A 15,730-nucleotide genomic window follows, 5' to 3' on the forward strand; every position below is an offset into this window, starting at 1 on the left:
GTTGATGAATATGGCTCGGCAACATCCTGTCCGCCGAGTTGTCTTTTTAAGACAACAAAAAAGTCTGACTATTCTATCAGAATTTACACCTTATTTGATAAATAATGTCACCGACTCCAAATGACTGGTATGCGGGAACATATCAATCATGGCGGTTTTGATGATGCGATACCCGAAAGAACGGAGAATTTCTGCATCTCGTATTAAGGTAGCGGGATTGCAAGATACGTAAAGAATGCTTTCGGCACCGAGTTCACACAACGCATTCAGTGCAAATGCCGCGCCACTACGAGGCGGGTCGAGAAGAATTTTATTGAAATGTTGTTTTGCCCAAGATTGTTCTGAAAAAACTTGATCTAAATCGGCTTGATAAAATTCAACATTATCGATGTGATTAAACTGTGCATTCGCTTGGGCTTTTTTCACCATATCCAAAACACCTTCAATACCAACCGCACTTTTCACGCGTTTGGCTAAAGGCAACGTGAAATTGCCCATCCCACAGAACAAATCTAAGACATGATCATCCTGATTCAAATCAAGCCAATCTAAAGCCGTCTCAACCATTTGCAGATTTAAGTGGGTATTCACTTGAATAAAATCGCGGATATCAAAAGATAAACGAATATCGCCCAGAGAATAATAAGGCATTTCACCATGCACAAATTGAATACATTGATCATCTTGTAGAAACAAATTTACGGCATTGACATGTGCAAACTCGAGTAACAAAGTGCGGTCAGCTTCTGCTAAATTACCTTTGTAACGTAACAACATGGCTACGCCATTATCCGCTGAAACTAATTCAATATGCCCTAATTGTTTCGGGGCTGAATATTGAGTCCAAAGTGCGGTCAATTTGGGGATAAGATCATTGATTGCAGGCTCTGCGACTAAGCATTGCTGAATGCAGACTAACTGATTGGAGTTTTTCTGACGAAATCCCATTTCAATAGTTTTATTTTTAGCATTCCACAGCAAACTTAATCGTACACGACGACGATAGCCCCATTGTTCGCCATAAATCATTGGCATTAATTGAATAGGCTCTGCCTGCAGTTTACTTAATCGAGAAAAAAGGGCCTTCTCTTTCGCTTTACGCTGCATTTCCACAGGAATATGCTGGCCTTGGCAGCCACCACAACGCCCATAATAACGACATTGTGGCTCAACACGCTGATTACTCTTTTGTAGCCACTTTTGTGCCGTGGCTAAACCATATTGACGCTTTTCATCAGTCACTACCGCTTCCACTTTTTCCATTGGCAAAGCATTTTCAATGAACCAGGTTTTACCTTGAATTTTAGCGACACCTAACCCTTGATAATCTAAATCCTGAATTTCAGCGATAAATTTTTGGGTGGTTTTCTGTTTTTTTTGTGGAGCGTAAAGTAAAGCCATAATGGTGTTTTAATCTGTATGTATCAAAGAAAGGGATTATTTTAAATAAAGTACGTTTTGTGTAAATAATTCTCGGCTTTTCAGCGGTTTATCGCCTAAATAAGGTTTAAGTGCGATTCGAGTAAAGCGCTTTGCTGCTTGCAAGACGGACTCATCGGTGAATTCCAAACGGTCAAAAGCAAGTAAATCTCGGCCATAAAAGGTCAAGTTATCTTTCACTAACGAGGCGATAAATCCCTTTTCCGCACGGTATTGATAAGTCATCGATTCATCTACTGGTAAACCTGAACCTGCACAATGCAGAAAATCAATGCCATAACCTAAGATTTTAAGTAAATGAAATTCAAATAGACGTAATGTGGGCTCAACCTGTGGCTGAGTGGCTAAGCCTGTTAAGCATTGAAGATAATGCTGAAAAAGTTGTGGATTGGCCGTTTCGGGCTCGATCACTCGAGTAATCAGCTCATTTACATAAAACCCGCTGTATAAAGCCGTTTGCTGCAAAGGCAGCGTAATTGCTGCGGACTCTGCTTTCGTGAGTGTTTTTAATGCGCCTTTTCCTGACCAACGAAGAAGTAATGGCGTAAAAGGCTGTAAGACAGATTTCCATGCCGAACGTTTCGCACGAGCACCTTTTGCAATAACCGTCAAACGCCCCGTTTCTTCAGTGAATAAATCCACCAAAAGGCTGGTTTCACTATAAGGACGACGATGTAACACAAAGCCGCGTTGGAGATCCATACAAGAATTATTTGCCTGATTTTAATTCACTTGGTTGTTTAACACAGCGTTCAGCAAGCACTTCACCTACGCTAGTTTGTAATTGACTGAAGTCATCACGCTCCTGCCAATACCAACGAATATTCGCATAATTTCTCCCACGCTCAGAAATCACTCGTGTCAATTTTTCGGTTACATCATTAAAAGTAACGGTCACCTGACTGAGTGTTTTTTTACTTTTCTGTTTTTGCTTGGTATGAACCACACTCACTTCTTTATTGCCTTTACACAAATAAACCGTCGCTGAACCCTTTTGGGATTTTTTATCAACGGTTTGCACTTTCATTTTCTGTGGTGCGGGTTTGCTTAATTCAACATTTTGTGAACAAGCAGAAAGACAAAGTGCGGCCAAAATTATGCTTAATTTTTTTAACATGAATTCTATTTCCATTAAGGTTTGTTTATGATTGCTCACTTTGCGAAATGAGCAAGGATAAACAATCTTATCTAGAAAAATGGGCGATTACTCGCCCACTAAAAATTATTTTTTATACTGATATGAACCATCGGCTTGACGAATGAACTTGCCACCATTTGATAAACGAAGCTCACTCACTCGACCTTGACTATTCACTGAAACCTGTACTTTATCACCAGGTTTGAAACTGCTTAATGCATTGCCTGCACCGCTTGCTTTTGTCATGGCATTCACATCTGAAATATTCAATTTATTATCACGGAATACTTGCATCAATGAAACACCTTGCTGCACCGTTAATGTTTTTGTTGCACCGGTTGAAACGGTTTGTGCTGCAGGTTCAGCTGCTTTCACTGTATTGTGGGTTGCTGATTTTGCTTCCACAATTTGAACCTTACTGTCTTTAGTTGCAACAGGTTTCGCCTCTTGAATTTTGCTTAACTCTTTTTTCACGGTTTGAGTCGGCTGAACTGTTGCTTTTTCAGCTACCGGTTTAGGTTGTTTTTTCTCTTGAACCACTGGTGTCTGTTCACGACGAGGTTCTGCTTTATGCTCAACTGTTGCGGTATGTTTTTCTACAGCTGGTTGCACTGTTTTCACTGGTTCTTTAACTGGTGCTGGTGTAACAGCTGGTTGAACCGGCGCAGGTTGAGTTGCGGGTTGTTGAGCAACAGTTTGTTGTGCAGGCTCTGCAGGTTGTGACTTCGCCGCATCTGCTTTATTACCTACGTACTCCATGGCTGGAGGTGCATCTGATTTAGTTTCATTTGTAGCTTGTTCTGTCGTTGCCGGCGCTGCATTGTTATTGTTATCTAATACAGTCGTTTCAACCGGTTGAGACTGATCCAATGATTGGAATTGAACTGGAATTTCATTGCTGTTTTGTTGTTCAAAAGACTCTACCGTATCTGAGTTTGGTTTTAGGGTGAAGAAAATGATCAGCAAGACCACTAACCCCAAGATAGCAATAAATAAACGGCGATGTTTTTCTGGTAACATTTGTAGAACCTTCCATTTTTCAGGTGATTTCAAGCTTGCTGCTGCAGCGGCTGACGGTGCAACGGTTTCGGCTTGAGTTGTCACTTCTTCTACAATCTCTTCTGCAGGTGAATTTTCAAAAATCACTTTTTCTTCCGCTACGTTTTCTACTTGAACATTTTCAACAGGTTCTTGAGCTCCGAAAGCACTTGATTGCACTGACTGTTCAGTATTTTCACTTTGGAATGCTTGAGAAGGTGAAAAAGGTTGACTTGCTGCCGCACCAAAAGTTGGTTCGCGGCGAACATGGAATTGTGTATCTGGCTGTTCTTTTTTACCAAATAAACCTTTGGCTTTATCAAAAATTGAGCCACTTTGTTGAACCGGTTTTCTTGGTGTCACAGAGTCAGAGTGATTAAATCCTAAATCTAATTCATTTTGAGATGAATTGTCGTTAGGTTGATTTTTATTATCCACGGGATTACCTCGATTTGCTAAACTAAAGATCGCACAAAAGTGCGGTGAAAAATTGAGTCATATTTTATCGGATCTTAAGCGGTGTATAAAGTCTTATTTGGCTCTCCACCGATTTCTCGTGCTAATTTGGGCACTAAATAGCCAGATGTGAGCGCCTGTAATTCTTTGTAAATTTGTAATGCTTTCTCATCTGAGATATAAAAATGACTCGCCCCCTGCACTTTATCCAATAAATGCAAGTAATAAGGCAGAATACCTGATTGAAACAGCTTATCGCTTAATACTTTTAATATATGTGGGTTATCATTCACATCTTTTAAAAGGACTGATTGATTGAGTAAGGTCACTTTAGCGCCTGCCAGTTTTTGCATAGCGAAAGCAAGTACCTCATCAATTTCATTTGGATGATTGATATGCGTGACAAACACCGCTTTTAATCGGCTTTTTAGCAATAAATCACAAAATTCATCCGTAATTCGCTCCGGAATCACGACAGGCAAACGAGAGTGAATACGTAAACGCTGTAAGTGCGGTATTTTTTCAAGGCGTTCTAATAGCCATGCCCATTCACTATCCTTTGCCATCATCGGATCGCCACCCGAAAAAATCACTTCTTCAATTTCTGAATGGGCCGCAATATAGTCTATTGCTTGTTGCCAACTCGTTTTATTGCCTGGGTTTTGATCATAAGGAAAATGGCGACGGAAACAATAACGACAGTTAACCGCACAGCCTCCTTTTGCCATGAATAGCAAGCGATTTTGATATTTATGCAGAATATTAGGCACGGCATTTTTTTGCTGCTCATCTAAAGGATCTTGGCTAAAGCCTTCCGCTTCAATAAATTCTTGCTGGACCGTCATTACCTGCAAAAAAAGTGGATCTTTAGGATTCCCTTTTTCCATTTTTTCAACAAAAGGTAAAGGCACTCGCATAGCAAAAAGTTTACGGGCAGCGATATCCTCGGCAAAATCCTCAACAGGCAAATTTAAGGTTTTTAACAAGATTTTCGGATCAGAAATCGCATTTTTTAGGGTTTCTAACCAATTTTGTTCTTCTCTAATCGCAATATTTCGGGTTAAAATACGCACTTTCAAACAATCTCTATTTTTTAGGATATTTTTAATATGGCTACATATACTACCAGTGATTTCAAACCAGGTCTAAAATTTATGCAAGACGGTGAGCCTTGTGTGATCGTTGAAAACGAATTCGTTAAACCAGGTAAAGGCCAAGCTTTTACTCGTACTCGTATTCGTAAATTAATTTCAGGCAAAGTATTAGATGTAAACTTCAAATCTGGTACTTCGGTTGAAGCTGCTGATGTTATGGATCTTAACCTGACTTATTCATACAAAGATGATGCATTCTGGTACTTCATGCACCCAGAAACATTTGAACAATACTCTGCTGATGCAAAAGCAGTGGGTGATGCTGAAAAATGGTTATTAGACCAAGCAGATTGTATCGTGACTTTATGGAACGGCGCGCCAATTACTGTTACCCCACCAAACTTCGTAGAATTAGAAATCATCGATACTGACCCAGGTCTTAAAGGTGATACTGCGGGTACAGGTGGTAAACCTGCAACATTAAGTACTGGTGCTGTGGTGAAAGTACCTCTTTTCGTTCAAATCGGCGAAGTAATCAAAGTTGATACTCGTTCAGGCGAATACGTTTCTCGTGTGAAATAATCTTTCATGGTGAGATGAAAAGAGCGGTCAATATTTAATGAATATTGACCGTTTTTTTATTACGTGTTCATTCGTTTCAGAGAAATAAAAAATGCGGTTATTTCTAACCGCACTTTGATTGATTATTTTACTTTTGAGCCTTCTAAATCTAAAGAAGGTTTTCTATCTGAGTTCACACAAATAACTTGTGCAGCCGCATAGAGCGTTGTATTAGGTTTTAAGCTAATTGTGTATTTCTCTTGTTTTTTTGGTGCGGCACGCAAGCCTTCGCCCCAAAAATCATCATAAAAATCAGTACGAACTTGGGTTAAATGGTAGTTCTTACAGTTTAAGATTTTATATTGTCGAACAGAACGTGCATAACGTCTTTTCTCATTTGGATACACATATAAACCTTTATCCAAATTCACCACGGCATCAAAATGCACTTGGTTTAAATCTTGGTTATCCACCCAAATTGAATCGGTATCAATGTAGTAATTTTTATCTTTTACTAATCGAATATACCCTACTCTATCTTTTGAAGGTGGCGTTAAGGTCACCTCTTCTTGTGTAACTGGCGATTGAACAGCTGAACAGCCTGCTAAAAGGGCTACACCTAAAAACGTTAATGCTAATTTTTTCATTTTTCCTCCTTAAAGCTTTCTAAAGCCTGCTGTTAATCTTTTTACACCTTAGCTTAATATTTTACCGTATGTCCATATCCTTCAAGGATTGTTTTTATATGCTCAAGTGATTCTTTCGTCGGTGGTAAAACATCTTCGAGCTCATATTCAAAGCCAAGGGTTTTCCATTTATGAGCCCCTAATCGATGATAAGGAAGAAGTTCGACTTTTTCAATATTGGTCATACCTTCAATAAACTGTCCGAGCAGATGAACATCATGATCGTTATCGGTATAACCTGGAACGACTACATAACGAATCCAGGTACGCTGATTACGTTTTTGCAAATATTTCGCAAATTCCAGTGTCCGTTTATTTGGTACGCCGATCAGATTTTGGTGTACTTTGTCGTTCAGTTCTTTTAAATCAAGCAAAACGAGATCAGTTACATCGATCAGTTCATCAATAATATGGTCATAATGACGTACAAAACCATTGGTATCTAAACAAGTATTAATCCCTTCTGCTTTACAAGCTCGGAACCAATCTCGTACAAACTCAGCTTGAAGAATAGCCTCACCACCAGATGCTGTTACACCACCACCGGTTGCATTCATAAAATGGCGATAGCTCACGACTTCTTTCATGAGTTCTTCCACACTAATTTCGCGACCACCATCAAGATCCCAAGTATCACGATTGTGACAATATTTGCAACGCATTAAACAGCCTTGCATAAATAAAATAAAACGAATGCCGGGACCATCTACGGTACCACAGGATTCAAAGGAGTGAATTCTTCCTAAAACAGACATACATAAATTTCCAAAAAATAAATCTAGCTAAATTTTATCAAAAATATTATCTATAAAAAATGAGCCTGACTTAAATCAGGCTCATAATTTTTATGTTCCCGCTAAAGTGCGGTTAAATTTTATCGTGTTTTAGAACGATTCTGTGAATGTACGAGTGACGACGTCTTGTTGTTGCTCTTTAGTTAAAGAGTTGAAACGTACTGCGTAACCAGATACACGGATGGTTAATTGCGGATATTTATCCGGATTTTCCATCGCATCTAATAACATTTCACGGTTTAATACGTTCACATTTAAGTGTTGCCCACCTTCTACTGCAGCTTCGTGGTGGAAGTAACCATCCATTAAGCCAGCAAGGTTGCGACGTTGTGCTTCTGGATCTTTACCTAACGCATTTGGAACAATTGAGAAGGTATAAGAAATACCATCTTTAGCGTAAGCAAATGGAAGTTTAGCCACAGAAGTTAATGATGCTACCGCACCTTTTTGGTCACGACCGTGCATTGGGTTTGCACCTGGTCCGAATGGCGCGCCTGCACGACGACCATCTGGGGTGTTACCTGTTTTCTTACCATAAACCACGTTAGAAGTAATGGTTAATACAGACTGTGTAGGCACAGCATTGCGGTAAGTTTTAAGTTTTTGAATTTTCTTCATGAAACGTTCAACTAAATCGCAAGCGATGTCATCTACACGGTTGTCGTTGTTACCATATTGTGGATATTCACCCTCGATTTCGAAGTCGATCGCTACGTTGCTTGCTACAACATTGCCATCTTTATCTTTGATGTCGCCACGAACTGGTTTAACTTTCGCATATTTAATTGCTGAAAGAGAGTCTGCTGCAACAGAAAGACCTGCGATACCACAAGCCATGGTACGGTATACATCACGATCATGTAATGCCATTAATGCGGCTTCGTATGAATATTTATCATGCATATAGTGGATGATATTTAAGGCAGTCACATATTGTTTTGCCAACCAATCCATAAAGCTGTCCATACGAGTCATGACTGTGTCGAAATCTAACACTTCATCAGTGATTGGTGCAGTTTTCGGACCAACTTGCATACCTAATTTTTCATCGATACCGCCGTTGATTGCGTATAACAATGTTTTTGCTAAGTTTGCACGCGCACCGAAGAATTGCATTTGTTTACCAACAACCATTGGTGATACACAACATGCAATTGCGTAGTCATCATTGTTAAAGTCTGGACGCATTAAATCATCGTTTTCGTATTGAACTGATGAGGTATCAATCGATACTTTTGCACAGAAACGTTTGAAGTTTTCAGGTAATTGTTCAGACCAAAGAATTGTTAAGTTTGGCTCTGGAGAAGTCCCCATGTTGTAAAGGGTATGTAAAATACGGAATGTATTTTTGGTGACTAATGTACGGCCATCTAAACCCATACCTGCGATGGTTTCAGTTGCCCACATTGGGTCACCTGAGAATAATTGATCGTATTCAGGTGTACGTAAGAAACGAACCATACGAAGTTTCATGACTAAGTGGTCAACTAATTCTTGCGCTTCAGTTTCAGTAAGTTTACCTGCTTTTAAATCACGTTCGATATAGATATCGATAAAGGTTGCAGTACGGCCAAATGACATCGCTGCACCATTTTGTGATTTAATTGCTGCTAAGTAAGCAAAGTACATCCATTGAATTGCTTCTTTAGCGTTAGTTGCAGGGTTAGAAATATCGAAACCGTAACTTGCTGCCATTTGTTTCATTTGGCCTAATGCACGGTGTTGTTCTGCGATTTCTTCACGTAAACGAATAGTTGCTTCTAGATTTACGCCATCTTCTAAGTCTTTTTGTAAAGAAGTGAATTGTGCGTATTTATCTTTCATTAAGAAGTCAACACCATAAAGTGCGACACGACGATAGTCACCGATGATACGACCACGACCATAAGCATCTGGAAGACCAGTTAATACACCTGATTTACGACAACGTAAAATGTCTGGCGTATAAACATCGAATACACCTTGGTTGTGGGTTTTACGATATTCAGTGAAGATTTTTTTCACTTCAGGATCTAATTCACGACCGTAAATTTTGCATGATCCTTCCACCATTTTAATACCACCAAATGGCATAATGGCACGTTTTAATGGAGCATCGGTTTGAAGACCTACGATTTTCTCTAAGTCTTTATTGATATAACCTGGTGCGTGAGAAGTAATCGTTGAAGGCGTATGTTCGTCAAAGTCTAATGGCGCATGTGTGCGGTTTTCAACTTTAATTCCTTCCATAACGGTTTCCCAAAGTTTGGTTGTCGCTTCGGTTGGACCTGCTAAGAAAGAATCATCACCTTCATACGGGGTGTAGTTCTTTTGAATAAAATCACGCACGTTGACGTTTTCTTGCCAATCACCGGCAACGAATCCTGCCCACGCAACTTTTTGTGCTTCATTAAGTTCTGACATAGTCATTTCCTTTTTTAATTGATAAAAAATAAGTCTGTTTAGTTCGTTAGTACATTAGTGAGCTTTGGTTAAATAACGTTGGAATAAGCCGATACAAACCGCACCACCCACAATGTTTCCCAACGTTACTGGAATCAAATTCTTCACAATGAAATGATAGAGATCTAAGTCTGCATATTTCATTGGGTCTACACCAATCTGTTGCCAAAACTCTGGTGTACTAAAATGTGCTGTAATAATGCCAAGCGGAATCATAAACATATTTGCCACACAGTGTTCAAAACCTGATGCAACAAATAAACCAATCGGCATGATCATAATAAATGCTTTGTCTGTAACGGTTTTACCTGAATAAGACATCCATACCGCTACACACACCATAATGTTACATAAAATACCAAGGTTAAATGCTTCAAACCAAGTATGGTGAATCTTATGTTGAGCGGTTGCCAAAATGGTTAAACCCCATTGACCATTTGCTGCCATGGTTTGTCCCCCAAACCAAATCACTGCAGCAATAAATAAACCGCCGACAAAGTTACCCAAATATACCACAATCCAATTTCGGATCATTTGCGTTGTGGTTATCTTACCGCCTACACGGGCAACTAAGGTTAAAGTAGAAGAGGTGAATAATTCAGATCCTAATATCACCACCATAATTACACCTAAAGAGAAGACTAACCCTCCGACTAACTTGGTCAGTCCCCAAGGTGCGCCAGCGCTCGCTGTTTGTGTCGTCGTATAGAATACAAAGGCTAAAGCAATACAAGCCCCAGCACTAATACCTGACAGAAATGACAAAAATGGACGTTTTTGCGCTTTATACGCAGCGACGCTTTCAGCATAATCCGTTGCTTCAACTGGTGTGAGAGCAACAGAAGATTGATTTAAATTTTCTGATGCCATATCTAACTCCAAATAGTTGGTTTATTATTTCTTATACTACAACATAGGTATTCCTATACCCATTTGGTATTCTACTCTCTTATAAAACCATTGCAAGAAATCCCCAACTTATTCCAAAAAAATTTGATATTTTGCAAGTTTTGGTAAATTTTCTGCTCTAAAATAAAAAAAAGCGAAATATCACTATTCCGCTTTTCATATAAAAATAACAACATTAAAACACGATACGATCTCGGTTTTTCTCTAGCGTAGCTTTGCCAATGCCTTGTACTTCAAGTAGTTGTTCTGCCACAGTGAAATTACCGTGTTTTTCACGATATTGCACAATGGCTTCTGCTTTTTTCGCCCCAATACCAATCAACGCTTTTTGAATGTCTGATGCGCTAGCAGTATTAATATTTAATTTATCACTCACCGTTTGTTGTACAGTTTGTGATGGTGCTTGTACAGCAGTTTGTTGCTGCACTTGCGTTTGCGGTTGAGCCTGCTCAGATGTATTTTCTTCAGCAAGCGCTTGTGTACCCAACATCGCGCCTGCAATAAATAATGAACTAAATAAATGTTTCATCAATTTCATAAAAATGCCCTTTATTAACAAAAAGTACCGTTGATTTATATCAACAGCGACATTTTTAAGAAACTCCAAAAACACGCAAGAAATTGACCGCACTTTTGCGATCTTGATCGCAAAAATTACATTTAAGTAAATAAAAAAAAGACCTTAGCGCACCACCACTGCCGTGCCACTTGCAATCACCATAAACATACTTTTATTGCTTACTGTTGCGTAATTAATCTCTACGCCAACCACAGCATTTGCCCCTAAAGCAATTGCTTTTTCTTCCAACTCTTTCAAGGCATCTTGGCGTGCACGACTAATACGACGCTCATAAACACTCGAACGACCACCAATCACATCGGTAATAGCCGCAAAAAAATCACGTATAAAGTTTGCCCCAGCAATCACTTCTCCAAAGACGACTTGTTTATATTCGACGATTTGTTTACCTTCAATATTAGGCGTAGTGGTAATAATCATTTTGTATCCTTTAATTCTCGTTGAAAATCAACCGCACTTTAGACGCTTAATTTTGATTTTAAAACGGCCAATGCCTTCGCACGATGAGAGATTTTCTTTTTCTCTACGGTTTCTAATTCGGCAAAGGTACAGCCTTTTTCCGGGCTAAAAAAGAGCGAGTCGTAACCGAAGCCATTTTCACCTTTCTCTTCATAAATAATCTGCCCGTCACATTCACCTTGAGCAATGATCGGAGAAGGATCACTTGGATGTTGTAATAACACAATCGTGCTCACAAATTTTGCTTGGCGACGTTCAGTCGGTACATCAGCTAATTCTGCCAATAATTTTTCTCGGTTTTTCGCATCAGCTTCGTCACCATCCACACCTGCATAACGAGCAGAATACAATCCTGGCGCACCATTTAACGCATCCACCACAAGACCGGAATCATCTGCAATGGCCGGTAAACCCGATTTTTCAGATGCATAACGCGCTTTCAAAATCGCATTTTCAACAAACGTTAAGCCTGTTTCCTCTGGACTTTCAATGCCTAAATCTGTCTGAGCAATGACTTCAAAACCAAAATCTGCTAATACATCTGCCATTTCTTTTACTTTGCCTTTATTACCTGTAGCAAGCACAATTTTTTGTTTCATGATTTTATCCTTCATATCAAACGTTATCTCATTTTAGCATCTCACCAAAAAATTTCGGAATAAATATTGACCTTAACCTTAGGTTAACGTTTATGATTTGCGCTCATTCAGTTACCACATAGGAGCAAAACATGAAAAAACTTATGACTTTTATTACACTTAGCGCTGCTGCAGTTTCAATTTGTGCCCAAGCGAATGAACAACAGCACCAAGCACACATGAATATGCCAATGTCAACAGGTTCTGCAATGCAACAAGAATTAATGCAAGGTATGAATCAAATGCATCAGGACATGATGGCAGCTATGCAATATCAAGATCCTGATGTCGCTTTTGCAGCAGGTATGTTGCCACACCATATTGGTGCAGTAAAAATGGCGGAAGTTGAATTAAAATACGGAAAAGATCCTGAGATGCGTAAGCTTGCTGAGAATATTATTAACGCTCAACAAGCAGAAATTGAACAAATGCAAAAATGGCTTAAAGTACACAATAAAAAATAAAATAACACAAAAAAAGTGCGGTAAATTAACCGCACTTTTTTAATCGAATTAGTTCACTTCTTTTATTCTTAACTCTTTTGGCACTTCAAAGAACATATTCTCTTCTAAGCCTTGAAGCTCTTCAATAGTATCGGCACCAAATTCTTTTAATCGAGCAATCACGGATTGCACCAACTCTTCTGGTGCTGAAGCGCCTGCTGTTACGCCAATTGTTTCAACGCCTTCAAACCAGTCTGCCGTCACATCATTTGGATCATCAATCAATTTTGATTTCACGCCCATACGCGATGCCAACTCAGCTAAACGATTAGAATTCGATGAGTTTTTAGAGCCTACAACCACCACTAAATCACATTGTTTCGCTAATTCACGCACCGCTTCTTGGCGATTAGTTGTGGCATAGCAAATATCGTTTTTATGTGGGCCTTGAATCGCAGGATATTTGTCTTTCAATGCACTGATAGTTTCCGCCGTATCATCAAGAGAAAGTGTGGTTTGCGTCATAAAGGTTAAATCATCACTTTCTTGAACCGGCAAACGAGCAATATCTTCTACGCTTTCAATTAAGAAAATGCCACCTTCAGCATTATTATACTGCCCCATTGTGCCTTCCACTTCTGGATGCCCTTTGTGCCCGATCAAAATCGCTTTTGTCCCTTTACGGCTCGCACGTGCCACTTGCATATGCACTTTGGTTACCAACGGACAAGTTGCATCAAACACTTTTAACTGACGATCTTTCGCTTCTTGACGAACGGCTTGTGACACACCATGAGCGGAGAAAATCACAATAGCGCCATCAGGCACTTCGCTCAGTTCTTCCACAAAAATCGCTCCACGCTCACGCAAACCATTTACCACGAAACGGTTGTGCACCACTTCGTGACGGACATAAATCGGTGCACCATGAATTTCAAGCGCTAATTCAACAATGCTAATGGCTCGATCGACACCCGCGCAAAATCCGCGAGGATTGGCTAAAATTATCTTCATTTTTGACCGCTCTTTTTATCACCTTTAAAGGCATCTAATGCTAATAAACCCGCACCAATACAAATCGCAATATCTGCCACATTGAATACCGGATAATGATAAATATCCCAATAAAAATCTAAGAAATCCACCACAAAACCGTTATACACACGGTCCACCATATTGGCTAACGCACCGCCAATAATCAGTGCATAAGCTGAGTTTTGTAATTTTTGCTCTACAGAATTCTTTTTCATAAAGTAAGCCAGCATTAAAGAAATCCCAATCGCAAGCACGATAAAGAAATATTTCTGCCAACCATCATGTTCAGCAAGGAAGCTAAACGCTGCGCCATAGTTACGCACATAGGTTAAATTAAAAACGGGCAATATGTTCACACTTTCATAGAGATCAAAGCGTTGCACCACAATATATTTAGTCAGTAAATCGAGAATAAATGCAACCGCACTTAACCAAAGGAATGAAAGTCCTGTTTTATGTTTTGTCATAGGAAATTATCTGTCTTTATAAATGGACGATGATTTTAACAACTCGAATAGCCTTTATAAAGTAAAAGACATCAAATTATAAAAGGCGAACACATTAGTTCGCCTTGCAATGTTAATTACTTTTTCTTCACCGGTCTTTGCCAACCTTGAATATGGCGTTGCGGCACACGAGTAATCACAAGCTCATCTTTCTCAATATTTTGAGTAATCGTTGAGCCCGCACCGATCGTTGCGCCATCGGCTACAGTAACTGGCGCAACTAACTGCGTATCTGAGCCAACAAAAACATTGTTACCAATGATTGTTTTAAATTTATTTGCACCGTCATAGTTACAAGTAATCACACCCGCACCGATATTACAGTTCTCACCGATTTCGGTATCACCAACATAAGTCAGATGGTTGACTTTAGAGCCTTTACCCACTGTGGATTTTTTAATTTCTACAAAGTTACCCACATGGGTTTCAGCGGCTAATTCAGCACCTGGACGCAAACGAGAGAATGGACCAATCGCCGCTTTCTCACCAATTGTCGCATCTTCTAAAACAGAATAAGGTTTGATCTCAACATCATCACCAATAGTCACGTTTTTCAATACGCAACCTGCACCGATTTTTACACGGTCACCCAAGCGCACATTGCCTTCCACAATCACGTTCACATCAATTTCAACATCTTTACCGTGCTCTAATGTGCCGCGTAAATCAAAACGCTCAGGATCAATCAACATCACGCCTGCAAGTAAAAGTTTTTCTGCTTGTTTACGTTGATAATAGCGTTCCATTTTGGCTAATTGTAGGCGATTATTTACCCCTTCAACTTCCATAAAATCAGTTGCTTGAACAGCCACAATCGGACAACCATCTTGATGAGCTAAGCCAATTACATCAGTAATATAAAACTCGCCTTGAGCATTATTATTATCTAAACGCGCTAACCATTTTTTGAAACTTGCACCATCTGAAACTAATACACCTGTATTAATCTCTTGAATTTTGAGTTGCTCAGGCGTTGCATCTTTTTGTTCAACAATCCCTACAACTTTGCCATTTTCACGTACGATTCGACCATAACCTGTTGGGTTATCTAATACGACCGTTAACACTGCGATACCATTTTCAGGTTTCGCATCGATTAATTTTTGCAATGTTTCCGGTGTAATCATTGGGCCATCGCCATACACCATTAAAACATTTTCATCATCACGGAAAAAAGGCATTGCTTGTTGCATAGCATGTCCTGTTCCCAATTGTTCAGCTTGAAACACCCAGTTCACGCTTTCATTTGCTAAACGCTCACGCATTAATTCGCCACCGTGACCATAAATCAAATGCACGTTTTCCGCACCTAATTGATTTGCCGTATCGATCACATGTTTTACCATCGGTTTACCTGCCACTTTGTGCAAGACTTTAGGTAAATCAGAATACATACGAGTGCCTTTACCAGCCGCTAAAATCACCACGCTTAATGCTTTATTTGTCATAAATTCCCCTTACTACTAAAATTTTATTCATTCTATCGTAGAACAAACTGATAAGCACTTATC

At 39.5% G+C, this 15,730-nt stretch carries 17 protein-coding genes; 2 read left to right on the plus strand and 15 right to left on the minus strand.

Annotated elements, in window-relative coordinates; genetic code table 11:
* Nucleotides 1–90 precede the first annotated feature (90 nt).
* The 5 genes from rlmD to epmB form a co-directional block, all read right to left on the minus strand.
* Nucleotides 91–1,401, minus strand: coding sequence for a 23S rRNA (uracil(1939)-C(5))-methyltransferase RlmD (gene rlmD / locus O3746_RS03995; RefSeq protein ID WP_371447845.1), 1,311 nt, complete (start codon nucleotides 1,399–1,401; stop codon nucleotides 91–93).
* A gap of 36 nt (nucleotides 1,402–1,437) precedes the next feature.
* Entirely contained in the window at nucleotides 1,438–2,142 is a 705-nt protein-coding gene (gene recO / locus O3746_RS04000) for a DNA repair protein RecO (RefSeq protein WP_314789274.1), read from the minus strand.
* A gap of 7 nt (nucleotides 2,143–2,149) precedes the next feature.
* Nucleotides 2,150–2,557 carry an MliC family protein gene (locus O3746_RS04005; RefSeq protein ID WP_371447846.1) on the minus strand — a complete coding sequence of 136 codons (408 nt, stop codon included), beginning with the start codon at nucleotides 2,555–2,557 and terminating at the stop codon, nucleotides 2,150–2,152.
* A 105-nt stretch (nucleotides 2,558–2,662) separates the two neighbouring features.
* Nucleotides 2,663–4,054, minus strand: a complete 1,392-nt coding sequence (gene oapA, locus O3746_RS04010) for an opacity-associated protein OapA (protein WP_371447847.1) — start codon at nucleotides 4,052–4,054, stop codon at nucleotides 2,663–2,665.
* Nucleotides 4,055–4,128: 74 nt separating this feature from the next.
* Complete coding sequence (gene epmB / locus O3746_RS04015) at nucleotides 4,129–5,145, minus strand: EF-P beta-lysylation protein EpmB (protein WP_371447874.1); 1,017 nt, start codon at nucleotides 5,143–5,145, stop codon at nucleotides 4,129–4,131.
* A gap of 36 nt (nucleotides 5,146–5,181) precedes the next feature.
* Here epmB and efp point away from each other — a divergent pair, with 36 nt between their 5' ends.
* Complete coding sequence (gene efp / locus O3746_RS04020) at nucleotides 5,182–5,748, plus strand: elongation factor P (protein ID WP_005695259.1); 567 nt, start codon at nucleotides 5,182–5,184, stop codon at nucleotides 5,746–5,748.
* Between the two features lie 122 nt (nucleotides 5,749–5,870).
* Here the strand turns inward: efp and O3746_RS04025 are convergent, their stop codons facing one another.
* The 7 genes from O3746_RS04025 to rdgB form a co-directional block, all read right to left on the minus strand.
* Entirely contained in the window at nucleotides 5,871–6,374 is a 504-nt protein-coding gene (locus O3746_RS04025) for a surface-adhesin E family protein (RefSeq protein WP_371447848.1), read from the minus strand.
* Nucleotides 6,375–6,427: 53 nt separating this feature from the next.
* The gene (gene pflA / locus O3746_RS04030) at nucleotides 6,428–7,168 is read right to left on the minus strand and encodes a pyruvate formate lyase 1-activating protein (RefSeq protein ID WP_371447849.1); all 741 of its coding nucleotides are present in this window, start codon (nucleotides 7,166–7,168) and stop codon (nucleotides 6,428–6,430) included.
* Nucleotides 7,169–7,297: 129 nt separating this feature from the next.
* Nucleotides 7,298–9,610 carry a formate C-acetyltransferase gene (gene pflB, locus O3746_RS04035; protein WP_049371761.1) on the minus strand — a complete coding sequence of 771 codons (2,313 nt, stop codon included), beginning with the start codon at nucleotides 9,608–9,610 and terminating at the stop codon, nucleotides 7,298–7,300.
* A 54-nt stretch (nucleotides 9,611–9,664) separates the two neighbouring features.
* A complete protein-coding gene (gene focA / locus O3746_RS04040; protein WP_049384830.1) occupies nucleotides 9,665–10,519 on the minus strand; it encodes a formate transporter FocA in 855 nt (284 codons plus the stop codon).
* A 214-nt stretch (nucleotides 10,520–10,733) separates the two neighbouring features.
* Nucleotides 10,734–11,096, minus strand: a complete 363-nt coding sequence (locus O3746_RS04045) for a helix-hairpin-helix domain-containing protein (RefSeq protein ID WP_371447850.1) — start codon at nucleotides 11,094–11,096, stop codon at nucleotides 10,734–10,736.
* A gap of 144 nt (nucleotides 11,097–11,240) precedes the next feature.
* Nucleotides 11,241–11,558, minus strand: coding sequence for a heavy metal-binding domain-containing protein (locus O3746_RS04050; RefSeq protein ID WP_005695251.1), 318 nt, complete (start codon nucleotides 11,556–11,558; stop codon nucleotides 11,241–11,243).
* A 38-nt stretch (nucleotides 11,559–11,596) separates the two neighbouring features.
* A complete protein-coding gene (rdgB, locus tag O3746_RS04055) occupies nucleotides 11,597–12,196 on the minus strand; it encodes an RdgB/HAM1 family non-canonical purine NTP pyrophosphatase (protein WP_294838290.1) in 600 nt (199 codons plus the stop codon).
* A 131-nt stretch (nucleotides 12,197–12,327) separates the two neighbouring features.
* Between rdgB and O3746_RS04060 the strand changes: the two genes are divergently transcribed.
* Nucleotides 12,328–12,699: a DUF305 domain-containing protein gene (locus O3746_RS04060; RefSeq protein ID WP_178163589.1), complete on the plus strand. Its 372-nt coding sequence runs from the start codon at nucleotides 12,328–12,330 to the stop codon at nucleotides 12,697–12,699.
* A gap of 48 nt (nucleotides 12,700–12,747) precedes the next feature.
* Here O3746_RS04060 and ispH read toward each other — a convergent pair whose 3' ends face one another.
* From ispH to glmU, 3 genes are all read right to left on the minus strand, one after another.
* Nucleotides 12,748–13,692 (minus strand): 4-hydroxy-3-methylbut-2-enyl diphosphate reductase, encoded by a 945-nt coding sequence (gene ispH, locus O3746_RS04065; protein WP_294838285.1) that lies wholly within the window; start codon nucleotides 13,690–13,692, stop codon nucleotides 12,748–12,750.
* Nucleotides 13,689–14,180 carry a signal peptidase II gene (lspA, locus tag O3746_RS04070; protein WP_294838282.1) on the minus strand — a complete coding sequence of 164 codons (492 nt, stop codon included), beginning with the start codon at nucleotides 14,178–14,180 and terminating at the stop codon, nucleotides 13,689–13,691. The genes ispH and lspA overlap by 4 nt, the downstream gene beginning before the upstream one ends.
* 116 nt (nucleotides 14,181–14,296) lie before the next feature.
* The gene (gene glmU, locus O3746_RS04075; RefSeq protein ID WP_049371771.1) at nucleotides 14,297–15,667 is read right to left on the minus strand and encodes a bifunctional UDP-N-acetylglucosamine diphosphorylase/glucosamine-1-phosphate N-acetyltransferase GlmU; all 1,371 of its coding nucleotides are present in this window, start codon (nucleotides 15,665–15,667) and stop codon (nucleotides 14,297–14,299) included.
* Nucleotides 15,668–15,730 lie beyond the last annotated feature (63 nt).

Origin of the sequence: Haemophilus sp. 27098_8_127, assembly GCF_041433495.1 — a bacterium.
In the GTDB taxonomy this organism is placed as follows: domain Bacteria; phylum Pseudomonadota; class Gammaproteobacteria; order Enterobacterales; family Pasteurellaceae; genus Haemophilus_D.

What these genes read in the sequence shown, in the direction of transcription:
- efp (WP_005695259.1), top strand. Translation starts at nt 5,182, where the DNA reads ATGGCTACATATACTACCAGTGATTTCAAACCAGGTCTAAAATTTATG.
- O3746_RS04045 (WP_371447850.1), bottom strand. Translation starts at nt 11,096, where the DNA reads ATGAAATTGATGAAACATTTATTTAGTTCATTATTTATTGCAGGCGCG.
- rdgB (WP_294838290.1), bottom strand. Translation starts at nt 12,196, where the DNA reads ATGAAACAAAAAATTGTGCTTGCTACAGGTAATAAAGGCAAAGTAAAA.
- focA (WP_049384830.1), bottom strand. Translation starts at nt 10,519, where the DNA reads ATGGCATCAGAAAATTTAAATCAATCTTCTGTTGCTCTCACACCAGTT.
- O3746_RS04060 (WP_178163589.1), top strand. Translation starts at nt 12,328, where the DNA reads ATGAAAAAACTTATGACTTTTATTACACTTAGCGCTGCTGCAGTTTCA.
- O3746_RS04025 (WP_371447848.1), bottom strand. Translation starts at nt 6,374, where the DNA reads ATGAAAAAATTAGCATTAACGTTTTTAGGTGTAGCCCTTTTAGCAGGC.
- O3746_RS04005 (WP_371447846.1), bottom strand. Translation starts at nt 2,557, where the DNA reads ATGTTAAAAAAATTAAGCATAATTTTGGCCGCACTTTGTCTTTCTGCT.
- lspA (WP_294838282.1), bottom strand. Translation starts at nt 14,180, where the DNA reads ATGACAAAACATAAAACAGGACTTTCATTCCTTTGGTTAAGTGCGGTT.
- rlmD (WP_371447845.1), bottom strand. Translation starts at nt 1,401, where the DNA reads ATGGCTTTACTTTACGCTCCACAAAAAAAACAGAAAACCACCCAAAAA.
- pflB (WP_049371761.1), bottom strand. Translation starts at nt 9,610, where the DNA reads ATGTCAGAACTTAATGAAGCACAAAAAGTTGCGTGGGCAGGATTCGTT.
- O3746_RS04050 (WP_005695251.1), bottom strand. Translation starts at nt 11,558, where the DNA reads ATGATTATTACCACTACGCCTAATATTGAAGGTAAACAAATCGTCGAA.
- glmU (WP_049371771.1), bottom strand. Translation starts at nt 15,667, where the DNA reads ATGACAAATAAAGCATTAAGCGTGGTGATTTTAGCGGCTGGTAAAGGC.
- pflA (WP_371447849.1), bottom strand. Translation starts at nt 7,168, where the DNA reads ATGTCTGTTTTAGGAAGAATTCACTCCTTTGAATCCTGTGGTACCGTA.
- ispH (WP_294838285.1), bottom strand. Translation starts at nt 13,692, where the DNA reads ATGAAGATAATTTTAGCCAATCCTCGCGGATTTTGCGCGGGTGTCGAT.
- recO (WP_314789274.1), bottom strand. Translation starts at nt 2,142, where the DNA reads ATGGATCTCCAACGCGGCTTTGTGTTACATCGTCGTCCTTATAGTGAA.